This is a genomic window from Tamlana crocina (genome assembly GCA_040429635.1).
In the GTDB taxonomy this organism is placed as follows: domain Bacteria; phylum Bacteroidota; class Bacteroidia; order Flavobacteriales; family Flavobacteriaceae; genus Flavisericum; species Flavisericum crocinum.
The window spans coordinates 483,887-502,513 of the sequence record CP158972.1; the positions used below are offsets into that span (position 1 = coordinate 483,887).

The 18,627-nt window shown below is 39.3% G+C and carries 12 protein-coding genes; 11 read left to right on the forward strand and 1 reads right to left on the reverse strand.

Features of this window, described 5'->3' with window-relative positions:
- Positions 1–23 precede the first annotated feature (23 nt).
- From nrfD to queG, 11 genes are all read left to right on the forward strand, one after another.
- Entirely contained in the window at positions 24–1,760 is a 1,737-nt protein-coding gene (nrfD, locus tag ABI125_02175; GenBank protein XCF06675.1) for an NrfD/PsrC family molybdoenzyme membrane anchor subunit, read from the forward strand.
- A gap of 9 nt (positions 1,761–1,769) precedes the next feature.
- Positions 1,770–2,300, forward strand: coding sequence for a DUF3341 domain-containing protein (locus tag ABI125_02180; protein XCF06676.1), 531 nt, complete (start codon positions 1,770–1,772; stop codon positions 2,298–2,300).
- 94 nt (positions 2,301–2,394) lie between these two features.
- Positions 2,395–2,859 carry a cytochrome c gene (locus tag ABI125_02185; protein XCF06677.1) on the forward strand — a complete coding sequence of 155 codons (465 nt, stop codon included), beginning with the start codon at positions 2,395–2,397 and terminating at the stop codon, positions 2,857–2,859.
- A 22-nt stretch (positions 2,860–2,881) separates the two neighbouring features.
- The gene (locus ABI125_02190) at positions 2,882–4,234 is read left to right on the forward strand and encodes a quinol:cytochrome C oxidoreductase (protein XCF06678.1); all 1,353 of its coding nucleotides are present in this window, start codon (positions 2,882–2,884) and stop codon (positions 4,232–4,234) included.
- Between the two features lie 30 nt (positions 4,235–4,264).
- Entirely contained in the window at positions 4,265–5,338 is a 1,074-nt protein-coding gene (locus ABI125_02195; protein XCF06679.1) for a cytochrome c oxidase subunit II, read from the forward strand.
- A 30-nt stretch (positions 5,339–5,368) separates the two neighbouring features.
- Entirely contained in the window at positions 5,369–7,159 is a 1,791-nt protein-coding gene (locus tag ABI125_02200; GenBank protein ID XCF06680.1) for a cbb3-type cytochrome c oxidase subunit I, read from the forward strand.
- 223 nt (positions 7,160–7,382) lie between these two features.
- Positions 7,383–12,068: a gliding motility-associated C-terminal domain-containing protein gene (locus tag ABI125_02205; protein ID XCF06681.1), complete on the forward strand. Its 4,686-nt coding sequence runs from the start codon at positions 7,383–7,385 to the stop codon at positions 12,066–12,068.
- Between the two features lie 28 nt (positions 12,069–12,096).
- Positions 12,097–13,053 carry a type IX secretion system membrane protein PorP/SprF gene (locus ABI125_02210; protein ID XCF06682.1) on the forward strand — a complete coding sequence of 319 codons (957 nt, stop codon included), beginning with the start codon at positions 12,097–12,099 and terminating at the stop codon, positions 13,051–13,053.
- Between the two features lie 18 nt (positions 13,054–13,071).
- Positions 13,072–14,958, forward strand: coding sequence for an OmpA family protein (locus tag ABI125_02215; protein ID XCF06683.1), 1,887 nt, complete (start codon positions 13,072–13,074; stop codon positions 14,956–14,958).
- Positions 14,959–15,166: 208 nt separating this feature from the next.
- A complete protein-coding gene (gene ruvB, locus ABI125_02220; GenBank protein ID XCF06684.1) occupies positions 15,167–16,189 on the forward strand; it encodes a Holliday junction branch migration DNA helicase RuvB in 1,023 nt (340 codons plus the stop codon).
- 3 nt (positions 16,190–16,192) lie between these two features.
- Positions 16,193–17,116: a tRNA epoxyqueuosine(34) reductase QueG gene (queG, locus tag ABI125_02225; protein ID XCF06685.1), complete on the forward strand. Its 924-nt coding sequence runs from the start codon at positions 16,193–16,195 to the stop codon at positions 17,114–17,116.
- 325 nt (positions 17,117–17,441) lie between these two features.
- On the opposite strand, the gene ABI125_02230 is transcribed toward queG, so the two are convergent.
- Positions 17,442–18,470 carry a LacI family DNA-binding transcriptional regulator gene (locus ABI125_02230; GenBank protein ID XCF06686.1) on the reverse strand — a complete coding sequence of 343 codons (1,029 nt, stop codon included), beginning with the start codon at positions 18,468–18,470 and terminating at the stop codon, positions 17,442–17,444.
- Positions 18,471–18,627 lie beyond the last annotated feature (157 nt).

Here is an 18,627-nt window from a genome sequence, read left to right on the forward strand (position 1 = left end):
ATTAAAGAATCAATTATATAATTATGGCGTCTCATTACGAAGCACCTATTAGAAGACCTTTAGTTACCGGCGAAAAATCATACCACGATGTAACTGTGGATGTAGCAAAGCCAGTAGAAGGAAAAGCAAACAAACAATGGTGGATAGTTTTTGGAATTTCACTAGCCGCTTTCCTTTGGGGTATTGGGTGTATTTTATATACAATATCTACGGGTATTGGTACTTGGGGTTTAAATAAAACCGTAGGTTGGGCTTGGGATATTACCAACTTCGTTTGGTGGGTAGGTATTGGTCACGCAGGAACACTTATTTCTGCGGTACTTTTATTGTTCCGTCAAAAATGGAGAATGGCAATTAACCGTTCTGCAGAGGCGATGACCATCTTTTCGGTTGTGCAAGCAGGTTTGTTCCCAATTATCCACATGGGTCGTCCATGGTTAGGTTATTGGGTACTCCCTATTCCAAACCAATTCGGTTCGTTGTGGGTAAACTTTAACTCACCATTACTTTGGGACGTATTTGCGATTTCTACATATCTGTCTGTATCACTAGTATTTTGGTGGACTGGATTATTACCAGATTTCGCGATGTTAAGAGATAGAGCTATAAAGCCATTTCAGAAGAAAATTTATTCCATATTGAGTTTCGGATGGTCTGGAAGAGCAAAAGATTGGCAACGTTTTGAAGAAGTATCATTGGTACTTGCCGGTTTGGCAACGCCACTTGTACTTTCGGTACACACCATTGTATCGTTCGACTTCGCTACCTCGGTGATTCCAGGATGGCACACCACCATCTTTCCACCATACTTCGTTGCTGGTGCGGTATTCTCAGGATTTGCCATGGTAAACACGCTTCTTATTATCATGAGAAAAGTGTGTAACCTTGAAGATTATATCACTGTACAGCACATTGAATTGATGAACATTGTAATCATGATTACTGGTTCTATTGTAGGTGTGGCTTATATTACTGAGTTATTTATTGCTTGGTACTCAGGTGTAGAGTACGAACAATACGCCTTCTTAAACAGAGCAACAGGGCCTTACTGGTGGGCATACTGGGCGATGATGACCTGTAACGTATTCTCTCCACAGTTTATGTGGTTCAAGAAATTGAGAACTAGTATTATGTTTTCATTCTTTATCTCTATTGTGGTAAACATAGGAATGTGGTTCGAGCGTTTCGTAATTATTGTTACCTCGTTGCATAGAGATTATTTGCCATCGTCATGGACTATGTTCTCGCCAACGTTTGTTGATATTGGAATTTTCATCGGAACGATTGGATTCTTCTTTGTATTGTTCCTATTATACTCAAGAACATTCCCTGTAATTGCACAAGCAGAGGTGAAGACGATTTTGAAATCTTCGGGCGAAAAATATAAAAACTTAAGAGAAGCTGGACAGAGCTTAGTAGGTACAGGTGCCGATCCAAGAACATCATCTGTGGCAACTGCCGAACCTGCAAAGCAAAGGGTTGAAGTTTCAGAAGAAGAAAAATCAGAAAAGGTAAGCAGTTTATTAGGAAGCATTGGTACGTTTGATGCTGCTACGCAAACCGCTGATGATTTGAAACAGATTAGTGGTGTTGGACCTAAAATGGAAGAAGTGCTTAATAGTATTGGTATTTATACCTTCCTTCAGGTTAGTAAAATGACCAAAAAAGAATACGATTTGTTAGACTCTATCACTGGTTCTTTCCCTGGAAGAGCAGAACGCGATGATTGGGCAGGACAAGCTAAAAATTTAATAAACTAATTATAGTCAATGGAAGCTTCAAAAGTTATTCACGCTATTTATACCGATGATGATGTATTAATGCACGCCGTAAAAAAGGTGAAGGCAGCCAAACATCACATTGAAGAAATATATACTCCGTTTCCGGTTCACGGGCTAGACAAAGCCATGGGCTTAGCGCCAACGCGTATCGCCATAACTGCATTCATGTATGGTTTGGTTGGTCTTACCGTTGCGATAACCATGATGAACTTTATCATGATTGAAGACTGGCCTCAAAACATTGGTGGTAAACCAAGTTTTAGCTATTTGGAAAACATGCCAGCTTTCGTGCCTATCATGTTCGAGCTTACGGTATTTTTCGCAGCCCACTTAATGGTAATTACGTTTTACTTAAGAAGTAGAATGTGGCCATTTAAAAAAGCTGAAAACCCAGATCCAAGAACTACAGACGACCATTTTTTAATGGAAATACCTGTGCACGGTAATGAAGAAGAGCTTGCCAGCTTACTTAAAGATACCGGTGCAGTAGAAGTTAATTTAGTTGATAAAGCCCATTAATATATCTATGAAAAGCTTAATTAAAATAGTAGCAATAGCAGTCGTTTTTGTGGCTGTATCATGTAATAAAAGTACAGCGCCAAACTATCAATTCATGCCCAATATGTATGAGTCTGCCGGTTATGAAACCTATGGGGAAGCGGCATTTAGAGATGGTGTAGAAGCACAATTGCCTGCTGAAGGATCTGTGCCTAGAGGTCACATTCCTTTTGATATTGATAATACCACTGAAGGTTATGAACTGGCTAAGGCTTCATTAACCAATCCGCTTGATTCTACAGCTATAGATTTAGAGAGAGGTAAAGAGCTTTACAATATTTATTGCGGTATCTGCCACGGAACAAAAGGAGACGGACAAGGAAACCTTGTGAAACGAGAAAAGATATTGGGTATTCCAAGTTACGATGATGCCGGTAGAGCAATCACAGCTGGTAGTATTTACCATACTATTTATTACGGAAAGAATGCGATGGGATCGTATGCTAACCAACTTAACGAAGAAGAGCGTTGGCAAGTAGTATCGTATGTGTTGAAGTTAAAGGCCGATTTAGAAAAATAAGACTGATAAGATTATTATAGATATGTACACATTTTCAAATAAATTAAAGACATTTTCTATCATTCTAATGGTATTGGGGCTATTAGGAGTTGGATATGGTTTTATGACATCGCATAAATCTTTTGAAGAGGTTGAAACGCTTCTTGCTGAAGAAGCACACCATGGCGGTGGGCACGGTGAGGAAGCGGCTCATGCTGCACAATCGCACGATGCCCATGCAGCAGATGCTCATGGCGAAGAAGCACACGCTGAAGTTGACGAGCACGCTAAACATATTGAGCACGTCCAGCATCAAATAGCAAATCGTCCTTGGGCGGCATTATATGTCGCGGCATTTTTCTTTATGATGATTGCTTTGGGTGTTTTGGCGTTCTATGCGATTCAAATTGCATCGCAGGCCGGATGGTCTCCAGTGCTTTTTAGAGTTATGGAAGGTATTACGGCATATCTATTACCGGGAGCTGTTATTGTATTGTTGATTGCTTTGGCATCTGGCACTATTGGCCATTATAACTTATTTATTTGGATGGATCCTGATGTAGTTGCCCACGATAAACTGATTCAAGGTAAATCGAGCTGGTTGAACATCACTGGTTTCGCTATCCGTGGAATCATCTTTATCGCTGGTTGGGTATTATATCGCCATTTTTCACGTAAGTTTTCTATCGCTCAAGATACTGCAGAAGATAAAAGTAACTTCAAAAAGTCATTCCGTATTTCTGCGGCATTCTTAGTATTCTTTATTTATACAGAATCGATGATGTCTTGGGATTGGATAATGAGTGTAGATCCACACTGGTTTTCAACCTTATTCGGATGGTACGTATTCGCTAGTATGTTTGTAAGTGGTATTACGGTTATTGCTTTAATTGCTATTTACTTAAAATCTAGGGGTTATTTAGATTTCGTAAACGAAAATCATATTCACGATGTGGCTAAATTTATGTTTGCCATGAGTATTTTCTGGACTTACCTTTGGTTTTCACAATTCATGCTGATTTGGTACTCGAACATTCCAGAAGAGGTAACTTACTTTATTAGCCGTTTCAACGATTACAAATTACCATTCTTAGGTATGGTAGTATTGAATTTTGTATTCCCAATTTTAATGTTGATGAATGCCGATTACAAACGAATTCCTTGGTTTGTAGTGATGACCGGTTTAGTAATCCTATTTGGTCACTATATTGATATTTTCAATATGATAATGCCGGCAACGGTAGGAGACAGATGGTTTATTGGTGTACCAGAAATTGGTTCAATACTATTGTTTGCGGGGCTGTTTATTTTCGTAGTATTTACAGCTTTAACCAAAGCACCGCTGTTAGTAAAAGGCTATCCTTTTAGAAAAGAAAGTGAAGATTTTCATTATTAATTAAGATATAAATAAAGACGAACGATACCAATGACTGCTTTATTAACAATTATAGTTTTAGTATTTATTTTAATTGCCATTTGGCAAATGGTAAAGATTTTCGATTTGGCACAGGCTAGAAACGAAAACACTACCTCTGGTGTGGCCACAGATCAGGATAATAAAATAAATGGTTATTTAATGATGGGCTTCTTAGCTTTTATTTACATCATTACCATAGTATGTTTTGTTAAATGGGGAGATTTACCATTATTATCAAATTCGGCTTCAGAGCATGGGCCAACCATTGATAATTTGATGATAATTTCATTGGTAATTATTTTCTTTGTTCAGACGATAACCCAATTTTTACTGCACTATTTCGCATTTAAATATAAAGGTGAAAAAGGGAAAAAGGCTTTGTTCTTTGCCGATAACAATAAATTAGAGGCAATCTGGACCATTATCCCAGTAATTGTTTTAGCAGGTTTAATCATTTACGGATTGAGCACTTGGGTAAACATTATGGGGGTTGATGAAAGCGATGATCCATTAGTGATAGAATTGTATGCCCAACAGTTTAACTGGAAAGCAAGATATGGTGGAGCCGATAATACGTTAGGAAAAGCCAATGTGCGTTTAATTGATATCGATCGTGCTAACATTTTAGGTTTAGACGAGGCTGACCCTAATGCACAGGATGATGTCATCACTACAGAATTGCACTTACCGGTAGGCAAGCCAGTATTGTTCAAAATGCGTTCACAGGATGTATTGCACTCTGCTTACATGCCTCACTTTAGAGCTCAAATGAACTGTGTTCCAGGTATGATTACGCAATTTGGGTTTACGCCAACAGTAACCACAGAGGAAATGCGCCAAACACCTCAAATGATTGAAAAAGTTCAAAACATTAATAACATTAGAGTTGAAAACAGTAAGGAATTGGTAGCCAACGGCGAAGATGCTTTAGAGCGTTACGAATTCGATTACCTTTTGTTGTGTAACAAAATTTGCGGAAAATCACACTATAACATGCAAATGAAGATTATAGTGGAAACGCAGGAAGAATTTGATGCTTGGATGAAAGAGCAAAAGGAATTTAAAAACTCTTTAGTAAACTAATTTTTAAAAAAAGAAAAACGATATAAGATTATGTCAGCACACGCAGATAACCACGCTCACGACGACCACGGACATCATCATAAAGAAACGTTTGTAACTAAATATATATTTAGTCAAGACCATAAAATGATTGCTAAGCAGTACCTTATTACTGGTACTATTATGGGTGTTATTGGTGTTTTAATGTCTATGATGTTCCGTATGCAAATTGCATGGCCGGAAGAGCCAAACGTATTGTTTGAAGCCTTATTGGGCAAATGGGCACCAGGTGGCGTAATGGATGCCGATATTTATTTGGCTTTGGTTACCATCCACGGTACTATTATGGTATTCTTCGTATTAACTGCTGGTTTAAGTGGTACGTTTAGTAACCTTTTAATTCCGTTGCAAATTGGTGCACGCGATATGGCATCCGGTTTCTTAAACATGGTGTCTTATTGGTTATTCTTCTTATCGAGTGTAATCATGATTATCTCTTTATTTGTTGAAGCTGGGCCTGCTGCTGCTGGTTGGACTATTTATCCGCCGTTAAGTGCTTTGCCGATGGCTCAAGGTGGTTCGGGTATGGGTATGACCTTATGGTTGGTATCTATGGCTATCTTCATTGCTTCATCATTATTGGGATCATTAAACTACATTGTAACGGTGCTTAACTTGCGTACAAAAGGGATGTCTATGACAAGACTTCCGTTAACCATTTGGGCGTTTTTCATTACAGCTATCATTGGTGTAATTTCATTCCCAGTATTATTATCGGCTGCGTTATTATTGATTATGGATAGAAGTTTTGGAACTTCGTTTTTCCTATCAGATATTTTTATTCAAGGTGAAGTATTGCATTACCAAGGTGGTTCTCCTGTATTGTTCGAGCACTTATTTTGGTTCTTAGGTCACCCTGAAGTATATATTGTAATCTTACCAGCGATGGGATTAGTATCTGAAATTATGGCATCAAACTCACGTAAACCTATCTTCGGTTACCGTGCTATGATTGCTTCTATTTTGGCTATCGCTTTCCTTTCAACGATTGTATGGGGTCACCACATGTTTATTTCTGGTATGAACCCGTTCCTTGGTTCGGTATTTACTTTTACAACATTGTTGATTGCCATTCCATCTGCTGTAAAAGCGTTTAACTGGATTACCACACTTTGGAAGGGTAATTTACAGATGAATCCAGCCATGTTATTCTCAATTGGTTTTGTTTCAACTTTCATTACTGGTGGTTTAACAGGTATCATCTTAGGAGATTCAGCTTTAGATATTAACGTGCACGATACATACTTTGTAGTGGCTCATTTCCACTTGGTAATGGGTATATCGGCATTGTACGGTATGTTTGCTGGTATTTACCACTGGTACCCTAAAATGTTCGGACGTATGTTGAACAAAAACTTAGGTTATATTCACTTCTGGTTAACGGCCATCTGCGCTTACGGTGTATTCTTCCCGATGCATTTTATTGGTATGGCAGGTTTACCACGTCGTTATTACACTAATAGTAACTTCCCATTATTTGATGATTTAGCGAATGTAAATGTTGTTATTACGGTGTTTGCCCTAGTTGGTGGTGTGGTACAGATTGTGTATTTATATAACTTCTTTGCTAGTATTTTCTACGGAAAGAAAGCAACTCAAAACCCATGGCAGTCTACTACATTAGAGTGGACAACACCTGTAGAGCACATACACGGAAACTGGCCAGGAGCAATTCCACACGTACACCGTTGGGCTTACGATTACAGTAAACCAGGACACGATGTAGACTTTGTTCCTCAAAACATACCTTTAAAAGAAGGAGAAGAGGAGCTTCAACACTAATAAAAGTAAAATTGAAATATAGAAACCCGCCTATTTAGGCGGGTTTTGTCGTTTAAAGCCTTTTTTTTTCGACAAAACGAAAAAAATAATTGGAAAAATCGACGAAATACAAAAAAATCAGTTAAATTGCGTTAAATTTCATTTGTAATGTGATTCTCCCAATTTGTTGGTAGTATTTAGTACAAGTTGAACGCTATTTAATCAAGATTCTAAAGTTTCAATTATGAAAACAGACCTACTGTTAAGAAATGCATTTAAACATGCGCTCTTGTTTTTACTGTTGTTTGGTACGTCGATAACATTGTTCGCACAGTGCCCAACAATTACAGACTCAAATCCGCCGCCTATCTGCGATGCTTCGGGATTTACTTTTAACGATTTAAGTGCTACGTATGCCACCGATGCCGGAAACGGTATTGTTTGGTATGATGAAGATACCGGAGGGAACCCGTTTTCTCCTTCTCAGCTTGTTTACGAAGGAACGTATTATATTGATAATAATTCGGGCAATTGCCCCACACCGAGAAATTCTATTACAATAGACTTTCAAGTTAGTAGCCCTTCTTCTGGTGTATCATTGGACAAGTTCTATTGTAGTAATGAAAATGCTGTAATTCAAGATTATATTGATGATGCATTAGCACCTTATATTCCAACAGGAGTTGAATTGTATTATGATTCTGGGTTAACCAATCTTGCAAACACTTCAGATCCTTTACCTGTTGGAGTTACAAAATTCTATATTGTTTTTATTGATGGTGCTTGTAAAAGTCAAATTAATGTAGGGAATACAATATTGTTAGCTTCGCCAGAAGATCCAACCCCTGTTAGTCCCCAAACTTTTTGTTCTGATACTAACCCCACGATTGAGGATCTGAATCCGGGAACAACAGGCAGTTATAGCTGGTATAGTAGCGTAGATGGTTCTGGAGACCCAGTTCCTCCAGCTTTATCGCTTACTACACCTTTAGTAGATGGAGCTACGTATTATGTGCAAGTTGATGAAATAACCTGTGATAGTAATGCAGTTCCTGTATCAGTTGAAATTGATGATCCAGTTAACGCAGGAAACTCAGCAACATTGGAGTATTGTAACGACAACCTTCCTGCGCCCTTTAATTTGTTTGATGAATTAACAGGCGCACCATATACAACGGGAAATTGGGCAGGGCCAGTAGCAACATCAAATGGGCATCTGGGTACGGTTGACATTTCATCATTAACCACAGCGGGAACTTATATGTTTACCTATACTGTTTTGAGTAATAATGCTTGTCCTGATGAAACTTCAACGGTTTCAATAATAATTTATGAAACATGGTCGTCGGGTACAGCTTCGGCTTCCAACCCAGCTTCATTTTGCGAGTCTGGCTTACCAACAGATTTTGATTTGTTCTCACTGATTGAAAATGAAGACCCTAATGGGCAATGGACACAAGGAACTTCCAGTTCAGACCCTGTAGTTACATCGCCTATCGATTTAACAAGCTTTACACCGGCAACCTATAATTTTACCTACACCCAAAACTTAGCACCAAGTCCCTGTCCTGAGGAATCTACGACGGTACAAGTTATTGTCTTGGCCGATCCAAATGCAGGTGTTGCCATAGATCAAACGTTTTGCGAGAACGAATTGGCGTCAAACTCACCCTTTAATTTATTCGATGCATTAGATGGTTCGCAAGATAATAACGGAGGTACATGGACCGATTCGAGCAATGCTACTGTTTCTAATAGTTTAGATTTAACAACACTTACTGTGTCGGGGAGCCCATATACATTCAATTACACTATCGATAATGGAACATGTTCAGATACTGAAACTATTAGTATTACGATAGAACCAGCTCCAGAATCTGGTACGGCCAATGGGCCGGCCGAGTTTTGTGAAGGGGCTGCGCCAGCAAGTTTTGACTTATACAGTTTAATTTCTGGAGAAAGTGGAACTGGAACATGGACCGATAATACAACATCAACAACAGTAGCAGACCCAACCAATGTAGATTTATCGGGTTATACTACAAATACATACAGTTTCACATTTGATATTGACCCAATAGGAAGTTGTGACGATGCTAACGTTACGGTATCCGTTATTATCAACCCATTACCAAACACCGGAACACCGTCAAACGTTACATTTTGTGAAAATGATTTAGCAGCAAACTCCCCATTGGATTTATTCGCTCAACTTTCAGGCGAAGATACTGCTGGTAGTTGGAGTGACGATAACACTTCGGGAGCCCTTTCTGGAAGCGATGTTGATTTAACTGTTTTGGGTATTGGAAGCTATGATTTTACTTATAGCATTACTGATGCGAATGGATGTTCGGACAGTAGCACGGTAACGGTTACCGTAAACGATGCTCCGGAATCCGGTACAGCGAATGCGCCGGCCGAGTTTTGTGAAGGCGCTGCATCATCAAGTTTTGACTTATACAGCTTAATTTCTGGAGAAAGTGGAACGGGGACATGGACCAATAATACGACATCAACAACAGTAGCAGACCCAACCAATGTGGATTTATCGGGTTATACTGCAAATACATACAGTTTTACATTTGATATTGCCCCAATAGGAAGCTGTGACGATGCAAACGTTACTGTATCCGTTATTATTAACCCACTGCCCAATACCGGAACACCGTCAAACGTTTCATTTTGTGAAAATGATTTAACAGCCAATTCACCTTTAGATTTGTTTGATCAACTTTCAGGCGAAGATGCTGGAGGTAATTGGAGCGACGATAATACTTCGGGAGCCCTTTCGGGAAGCGATATTGATTTAACAGCTTTGGTTATAGGGAGCTATAATTTTACCTATACTATTACCGATACCAACGGATGCTCGAATAGTAGCACGGTAACAATTACCGTAAACGACGCTCCAGAATCCGGCACAGTAAATGCTCCGGCAGAATTCTGCCTTTCGGAAATTACAACGGGGCAAACTTATAATCTGTTCGATTTACTTACCGGTGAAGACCAATCAGGTTCGTGGACTGATGATGACGCCTCAGGTGCTTTAAACGGAAATGAAGTGGCTTTAGATAATCTTACTCAAGGCAATTACAATTTTACTTTTAATGTGGATGCTATTGGTAGTTGCGACGATGCAGACGTAACCGTAACCATTATTATAAATGATACTTTCGCTCCAACCGCCAATTCTCCACAAGAGTTTTGTGATAGCGCTACCGTGGCCGATTTAGTGGCTACTGGAGATAACATCCAATGGTACGATGCGGCCACTGGTGGTAACCTGTTAGCAAGTACAGACACCTTAGTAAATGGTGCTACTTATTATGCTTCGCAAACCGATCCAGCAAAAAATTGTGAATCGGCAACCCGAACAGCGGTAAACGTAAATATTTACACGTCTCCAAATGCCGGAAACCCCAATGGTACAGCGCTTATTGTTTGTAGCACAGATAATAATATCGATTTATTTGCTGGCTTAGATGGTTCGCAAGATGCTGGAGGTACTTGGAGTAATGACGATAACGTGGGCTCGTTGCTCGGTAGTATTTTTAATGCCACGGGATTATTCGCAGGAACCTATAGTTTTACTTATACCGTATCAGGCACATCTCCTTGTGCTGACGATAGCACGGTTATATCGGTAACAGTGGAAGAGCCTTTTAATGCTGGAACGGATGGCAACCCATTAGAGCTTTGTAGCAACAATGGCACTGTAAATTTATTTGATTATTTAAACGGAAATCCAGATACGGGAGGAACATGGTCGCCTGCCTTAACTAGTGGTACGGGTGTTTTTGATCCTTTAGTTGATGCTCCGGGTGCTTATACCTATGCATACACCAACGCTTGCGGAACGGCATCAAGTAGTATTGATGTTTCAGTTACCTTGGCACCAAATGCAGGAGCAGATGCATCCGCTGCGCTTTGTGTTATAGATGGACCAATCGATTTATTCACCTTATTAGGTTCTGGTGCCCAAAGCGGCGGAACTTGGTCGCCTGCCTTAGCTAGTGGTACGGGCGTTTTCGACCCTGCTGTCGATGCCCCGGGAGATTATACTTATACCGTAACGGCAGAATCACCTTGTTCGCCAGATGCCGAGGCTGAAGTAACGGTAACGGTTAATGATAGCCCAGCTATAATTGTTAACGATGCCAATCCGTCTTACTGTTTGGTTGATAACCCAACAGTAGCAGATTTGTCAATAGCTATTCGTCCAAGTGGAACAGTGAATTGGTACGAAGATGCAAGCTTAACTTTACCTTTAACAGGAACAGAAGGCTTGACTAATGGAGAGGATTATTATGCTACCCAAACAACAACTTCGGGTTGTGAATCGTCAGTGGCCGTGCAAGTTGTAGCTACGGTGAACGATGCCCCAACACCAACCTTGGAAAATGCTTCCGAAGACTATTGTATCAATGATAATCCAACCATTTTGGATTTAAGCAATAATATTTTGGAGTACGATTCAAATACCGATAATGTGGTATGGTACGATGTCGCAACAGGTGGCTCAACCCTTTCAGAAAGTGAAACACTTACAAACACGACTTATTATGCCGCATTGATAGATGCTTCAACGGGTTGTGAAAGTAGTACGCGTTTGGCCGTAACGCCAGATGTTACCGCTTGCGGAAAAGTTAATTTGCCAGACGGTTTCTCTCCAAATGGCGATGGTGTAAACGATACTTATGATGTTGACAACCTAGCATTACTTTATCCGAATTTCGAAATTGAAATCTTTAACCGAAACGGTAATGTGGTTTACAAAGGAAATGCCAATTCTCCAAGATTTGACGGAACATCCAACCAATCGAGAGTGGTTTCAAAAGGAAAACTTCCTGTAGGCGTGTATTTCTACATCTTCAAATTTAATGATGGCGAAAATCAACCAGAACAAGGACGCTTATACTTAAGCAGATAATTGATAAATAAAGCAAAATTTAGAAACGATGAACAATTTAAATATATATCATAAAATAGCTGCTTTGTTAAGTCTGGCGTTCTTATCGATACAAAGCCACGCACAGCAAGACCCCCAATTTACGCAGTACATGTATAACATGAGCGTTATTAACCCCGCTTATGCCACCGCCGAAGAAGGTATTTTAAACCTCGGTGGACTTTACAGAACCCAATGGGTAGGCGTGGAAGGTGCTCCAAAAACGGGAACGTTTTTTGCCCATACACCCGTAAACGATAAAATTGAAATGGGTGTTTCGTTCACCAACGACAATATTGGTGATGTGGTAAACGAAAATAATATTTATGCCGATTTCGCATACGTGCTTCCGGTGGGGATAGAAACCAAAATATCTTTCGGATTAAAGGCCGGAGTTACTATGTTCGATACCAATTTTGATGGCTTCGAGTTGCAATCGGGAGGAACAAATACCGATGATGCCTTTAACGAAAACGTTAATCGTGTATTCCCTAATGTGGGCATCGGTGCTTTCTTTTTCGCAGAAAACTATTATTTAGGTCTTTCAGCTCCCAATATGTTGTCCACAAAACATTTGGAAGAAGAAAATGGTATAAAAGCCACGGGAGTTGAAAATGTGCATTACTTTTTTACCGGTGGTTATGTGTTCGATTTAAATCAAAACCTAAAACTGAAGCCAGCTTTTATGGCAAGAGCGGTAAAAGGAGCGCCAATGGCTCTCGATCTGACGGCAAATGTGTTGATTAACGAAAAATTGGAAGCCGGTTTAGGCTACCGTTTAGGGGATGCCATGAGTGCCCTGGTAAATTTTAGGGTAACACCAGATTTAAGAATAGGCTATGCTTACGATTATACCATAAGCAGCTTAAACGAATACAGCTCGGGATCGCACGAAATTTTTGTACTGTTTGATGTGGACTTATTCGGATTTAAAGGTGGCTACGACCGTTCACCAAGGTTCTTCTAATTTTTAACAACAAGAAAGATGAAAAAAAATATATATATACTGGCAGGCCTTTTATTAATTGGTGGAATGGCATGGGCGCAAAAAAGCAATTTAAAGCGCGTAAATAAGCTTTTTGAAATGCGCGCCTATAAAGATGCTGCCGAAATTTACGAAACAAAAGAGCGCAACCAAGAAGTGCTTCAAAATTTGGCCGATAGTTATTACTACAATGCCAGTCTTCAAAAAGCAGTTAAAACCTATAGAGAGCTGTTTGTGGAATATGGTGATTCTATCGATATCGATTACCATTTTCGTTTTGGGCAGGCCTTAAAAGGCGTTAAAAACTATAAGGAAGCCGATAAGCACTTAAGCATGTATTACAACAAGCCTATAAATACAATGGCTTTTATCGAGTCGGTTGAAAAAACCACGCCTCACGTCTTCAATTTAAAACAAATTGAAAATAAAAACTCCAGTGGTGATTTCGGATTATCGTTTTTTGGAGATGATAAGGTGGCTTTCGCTTCCGCCAGAAATTCCGATAACCCAGCATACTCATGGAATAATTTGCCGTATTTGGATTTATACCATGCTACATTAAGCGATGCCAATACTTTGGAAGATATCCAAGCATTTCCGGATGCCATTAATACTGATTCGCATGAAAGTAATGCGGTGATTACCAAAGATGGAAAAACCATGTATTTCAACCGAACAAACGAAACCCGTAAAAGAACGGATGAAGAGCGTATTGCCCACATCAAAATCTATAAAGCTGAAATGGTTGATGGCGAATGGACCAACGTAACGGCACTACCGTTTACATCAAACAGCTACAGTACCGAGCACCCAGCATTGAGCAAAGATGAGAAAACACTGTATTTCGCCAGCGATATGCCAGGAACTTACGGAAGTTTCGATATTTATAAAGTGGCCATTAATGATGATGGTACTTATGGCGAGCCTATAAATTTGGGTGATAAATTAAACACCAAACACCGCGAGCAGTTTCCTTTTATTAGTGAATACAATGTGCTGTATTTTTCATCCATCGGTCATGAAGGTTATGGCGGATTGGACGTGTTCAGGAGCAATATGGTAAACGGCGAGTTCGATAAACCAGTGAACTTAGGCGGTTCGGTAAACAGTAATTTGGACGATTTTGCCTATGTGGTTCGCGAGAAAGACAACATGGGTTATGTGTCTTCAAACCGCACGGGTTACGACCGGATTTTTGGTTTCAAAAGGGAAGAAAATCCGTTGACTAAATACCAAGTGGAAGGTATTGTGCAAGATAAAAACAGCCAAGAATTGTTAACGGGTTCTTTGGTCACCTTGTTCGATGAGTCTGACACTGTAATTCAAGATACTATTGTGGGTGATGATGCTTACTATATTTTCAAAATCGAGCCGAATAAAAAATATAAGGTTCGTGGAACTCGCAAAGCTTACATTCCGCAGGATGTAGAGTTTTCAACCGATAGCAAAGGAAAAATTCAGCATAATATTTACTTAAGTTTGGAATCGTATGCCGATGCTGAAGAACGCGTAAAAGAAAACGAAAAAGGAGACGTGCAGGTGCAATTGGAAAAAATATTCTTTGATTTCGATAAATCGGAAATCCGTGAAGATGCGGCTAAAACTTTAAACGTTTTGGTCGATTTAATGAAAAAATACCCAAGTATGGAAGTAGAAGTGTCGGCACACACCGATGCCCGTGGCCCAGACGAGTATAACTTAAATTTGTCGAAACGCCGCGCAGCTTCCACTTTAGAATATTTGGTAAGCCAAGGCATTGAGCGCAACCGCTTAAAAAGCATTGGCTACGGAGAAATGCAGCCGCTTAATAAATGTGTAAAAGAAGGCATTTGTGATGATGAGGAATACGATATTAATAGACGCTGCGAGTTTACTATTTTAAACTAACGCAAATTTCCGCGTAGTCGGAAATATCATAAAAGAGATTCTTAACCAACCCTAATTTTAACCAAATTATTAGTCAAAGCCTTTCCGCACAGGAAAGGCTTTTTGTTTATATTTGCTTGAGTATGTAGCTTTGCTGTTTCCGTGAAGACGGCAGTCTATTTTTAAATTAAAATCAAATGTCACCCTGAGCGCAGTCGAAGGGCTTTGTATGAACGAAAACCTAGATCCAACAAACAATCGTTTTTCTCCAGAAGAGTTCGATGTAGAAAAAAAGTTAAGACCGCTATCTTTTGATGATTTTACGGGTCAGGATCAGGTATTGGAAAATCTTCAAATTTTTGTTCAGGCCGCCAATTTACGTACCGAAGCTTTAGATCATACCTTGTTTCATGGACCTCCGGGGTTGGGAAAAACCACTTTAGCCCATATTTTAGCCAACGAGTTGGATGTGGGAATTAAAGTGACTTCAGGTCCTGTTTTAGATAAGCCTGGCGATTTGGCCGGTCTGCTAACCAATTTGGAAGAGCGCGACGTGCTGTTTATTGATGAAATCCATCGATTAAGTCCCATTGTGGAAGAGTACCTGTACTCGGCCATGGAAGACTACAAAATCGATATTATGATCGAAACCGGTCCCAATGCCCGAACGGTACAAATCAATTTGAATCCGTTTACATTGGTTGGGGCGACCACCCGTTCGGGACTGTTAACCTCGCCTATGCGTGCCCGTTTTGGCATTCAAAGTAGGCTGCAATATTATAAAACCGACTTATTAACGACGATTATTCAGCGTAGTGCCAGTATTTTAAACGTGCCCATTTCGATGGAAGCCGCTGTTGAAATTGCCGGAAGAAGTCGTGGCACACCCCGTATTGCCAATGCCTTATTGCGCCGTGTTCGAGATTTTGCCCAAATAAAAGGCAACGGAAAAATAGACATTAAAATCGCCAAATTCGCTTTGGAAGCTTTAAACGTTGACGCCCACGGTTTGGATGAAATGGACAATAAAATCCTATCAACAATCATCGAAAAATTTAAAGGTGGTCCTGTCGGGATTACTACCATTGCTACGGCAGTAAGCGAAAGCCCAGAAACCATTGAAGAAGTTTACGAGCCTTTTTTAATTCAGCAAGGATTCATTATGCGAACCCCCCGTGGCCGAGAAGTGACCGAGCAAGCTTACAAGCACCTTGGTAAAATTAAAGGGCCAACGCAGGGTGGGTTATTTTGACAAATGAACTCCAAACAAAAACATACCGAACTTATTAAAACCGAAGCCAAACGCCTCGGTTTTTTGTCTTGTGGCATTTCGAAAGCTGAGTTTTTAGAAGAAGAAGCCCCGCGTTTGGAAAAATGGTTAAACAACAACATGAACGGCAAAATGCAATACATGGAAAACCATTTCGATAAGCGGTTGGATCCAACCAAATTGGTTGAAGGTTCAAAAAGTGTGGTGTCGTTGTTGCTGAATTATTTTCCTTCGGAAACCCAAAATCCTGAAAGTTTTAAACTGTCAAAATACGCTTACGGCACCGATTACCATTTTGTCATTAAGGATAAGTTGAAGTCACTTTTACAATTCATTCAAGATGAAATTGGGGAGGTGGAAGGACGGGCCTTTGTCGATTCCGCGCCGGTTCTTGACAAAGCTTGGGCTGCAAAAAGTGGTTTGGGCTGGATTGGCAAACACAGCAATTTATTGACCCAACAGGTAGGGTCTTTTTACTTTATAGCCGAATTGATTATCGATTTAGAATTAGAGTACGATGCACCAACTACCGACCATTGTGGTACGTGCACTGCTTGTATTGACGCCTGCCCCACACAAGCCATTGTTGAACCTTATGTAGTAGATGGCAGCAAATGCATATCGTACTTAACCATTGAGTTAAAGGAAAACATTCCAAAGGAATTTAACGGGAAAATGGACGACTGGATGTTTGGTTGCGATGTGTGCCAAGACGTTTGTCCGTGGAATCGGTTTTCAAAACCACATAATGAACCATTGTTCAATCCGCATCCCGAATTACTTTCTATGAGCAAGAAAGACTGGGAAGAGATTACCGAAGATACCTTTAGAAAAGTGTTTAAAAAATCGGCCGTAAAGCGTACCAAATACGCCGGTTTAACTCGAAATATTAAGTTTTTAAAGCATTAAATGATTAGTTTTTACCTATAAGGCGTTTCAAAAACACGTTTCGATTTTAGGACATACATTTTCAATCTTATTTTAAAAACCCAATATTTATACGATAGTGATTTAAACGTTTTTCTGATGTTTTTAAATAATTGCATAACTCTCATTTTTAATCTAATATAGCAAAAAGTTTACAATTAATTTACATTTAGTTAATATTAAGTTTACATTAGGTTTTTTTTTGGGTGTTTTTATAACTTAAAAGAAAGCCTGTTTATCGTTTTAACCAATAGGGGGAGCGAAGGCTTAAAAATCAAGACCTAAAGGGATAGGGCGATTATTTTTTTTATTTGGTGGAATCCCTTTTTACCAAAGCCGTGTCTAGTGTGATAACTTCAGGTTCTACGGTTTTATTTTTTTTAGCTGCTTTAATTTCTTTGAATAATTGTTTAAATGCAGCTTTGCCCATTTGGTATCCCGGTTGGTCTATGGTGGTAAGTGAAGGAGAAATAACCGAAGCCATAAACCAATTGCTAAACCCAACAATACTAATGTCATCAGGTATTTTTATGCCTTGTTTGTTAAATTCAGTCATCGCACCAATAGCTACCAAATCGGTGTTGATAAAAATTCCATCAACATCGTTGTGGTCGTTCAATAGCTTTTTCGCATTGTTTTGCCCCTCTTCAAAACTCATGTCGCCACATTCGCACAAATAGACCAAAGCTGGGTCAAAAACCATATTGTTGTCTTCTAAAGCTTTCTTATAACCCAAAAATCTATCAATGGAATTTTGTGGCAGCAGTGAACCCCTAAAATGAGCAATTCGTTTGCAGCCTGTATCAATTAAATGTTGGGTAGCCATGTAAGCAGCCTTTCGGTCATCAATAATCACTTTAGAGCATTTTACAACCTTGGCTATTTTATCGAACATTACCAAAGGTTTTTCCTGAGCAATGATATCGTTTAAATGACTAAAATTAGAGGTTCCATTTGCCAATGATATTATTATGCCGTCTACCCGTTGACTCATCAGCAAATCCAATTGTTTTTTTTCTAATTCATAAGATTCATTAGATTGAAGTATAATCACGAGGTATCCCTTTTTTTCGGCCTGAGCTATTATGCCTTTAATAACATTCGAGAAGAAGTGGTGTACAATTACAGGAATAATCAAACCAATGGTTTTAGATTCTTTTGTTCTTAAGTTAACTGCAAATGTATTGGGTTTATAGTTGAGTTCTTTTGCTGTTTTCCTTACAAGCTTCTTTGTTTTCTTACTAATGTCTGGATAGTCTTTGAGGGCTTTCGAGACAGCAGTTACAGAAATACCCAATTTTTCAGCAATTTGTTTTAGGGTTACAGCTTCTTTCATTTAGTTGAGTTTTACGATAGCTTGTTTTTCAGTTGTTTGTTTTTTCGCAGCGCTGAAAATGGTATTCCAGTTATAAATTATGGTAAATATAAAAGTTAATTTCTATAATTACTAAAACGATTTAGTTTAAACTAAATCGTTTTAGTTTAGTGGATTG

Bases quoted from the DNA above. Each gene is read 5' to 3' on its own strand.
- ABI125_02185 (XCF06677.1), top strand. From the start codon at position 2,395: ATGCCCAATATGTATGAGTCTGCCGGTTATGAAACCTATGGGGAAGCG.
- ABI125_02205 (XCF06681.1), top strand. From the start codon at position 7,383: ATGAAAACAGACCTACTGTTAAGAAATGCATTTAAACATGCGCTCTTG.
- ABI125_02200 (XCF06680.1), top strand. From the start codon at position 5,369: ATGTCAGCACACGCAGATAACCACGCTCACGACGACCACGGACATCAT.
- ABI125_02230 (XCF06686.1), bottom strand. From the start codon at position 18,470: ATGAAAGAAGCTGTAACCCTAAAACAAATTGCTGAAAAATTGGGTATT.
- queG (XCF06685.1), top strand. From the start codon at position 16,193: ATGAACTCCAAACAAAAACATACCGAACTTATTAAAACCGAAGCCAAA.
- nrfD (XCF06675.1), top strand. From the start codon at position 24: ATGGCGTCTCATTACGAAGCACCTATTAGAAGACCTTTAGTTACCGGC.
- ABI125_02210 (XCF06682.1), top strand. From the start codon at position 12,097: ATGAACAATTTAAATATATATCATAAAATAGCTGCTTTGTTAAGTCTG.
- ruvB (XCF06684.1), top strand. From the start codon at position 15,167: ATGAACGAAAACCTAGATCCAACAAACAATCGTTTTTCTCCAGAAGAG.
- ABI125_02190 (XCF06678.1), top strand. From the start codon at position 2,882: ATGTACACATTTTCAAATAAATTAAAGACATTTTCTATCATTCTAATG.
- ABI125_02180 (XCF06676.1), top strand. From the start codon at position 1,770: ATGGAAGCTTCAAAAGTTATTCACGCTATTTATACCGATGATGATGTA.
- ABI125_02195 (XCF06679.1), top strand. From the start codon at position 4,265: ATGACTGCTTTATTAACAATTATAGTTTTAGTATTTATTTTAATTGCC.
- ABI125_02215 (XCF06683.1), top strand. From the start codon at position 13,072: ATGAAAAAAAATATATATATACTGGCAGGCCTTTTATTAATTGGTGGA.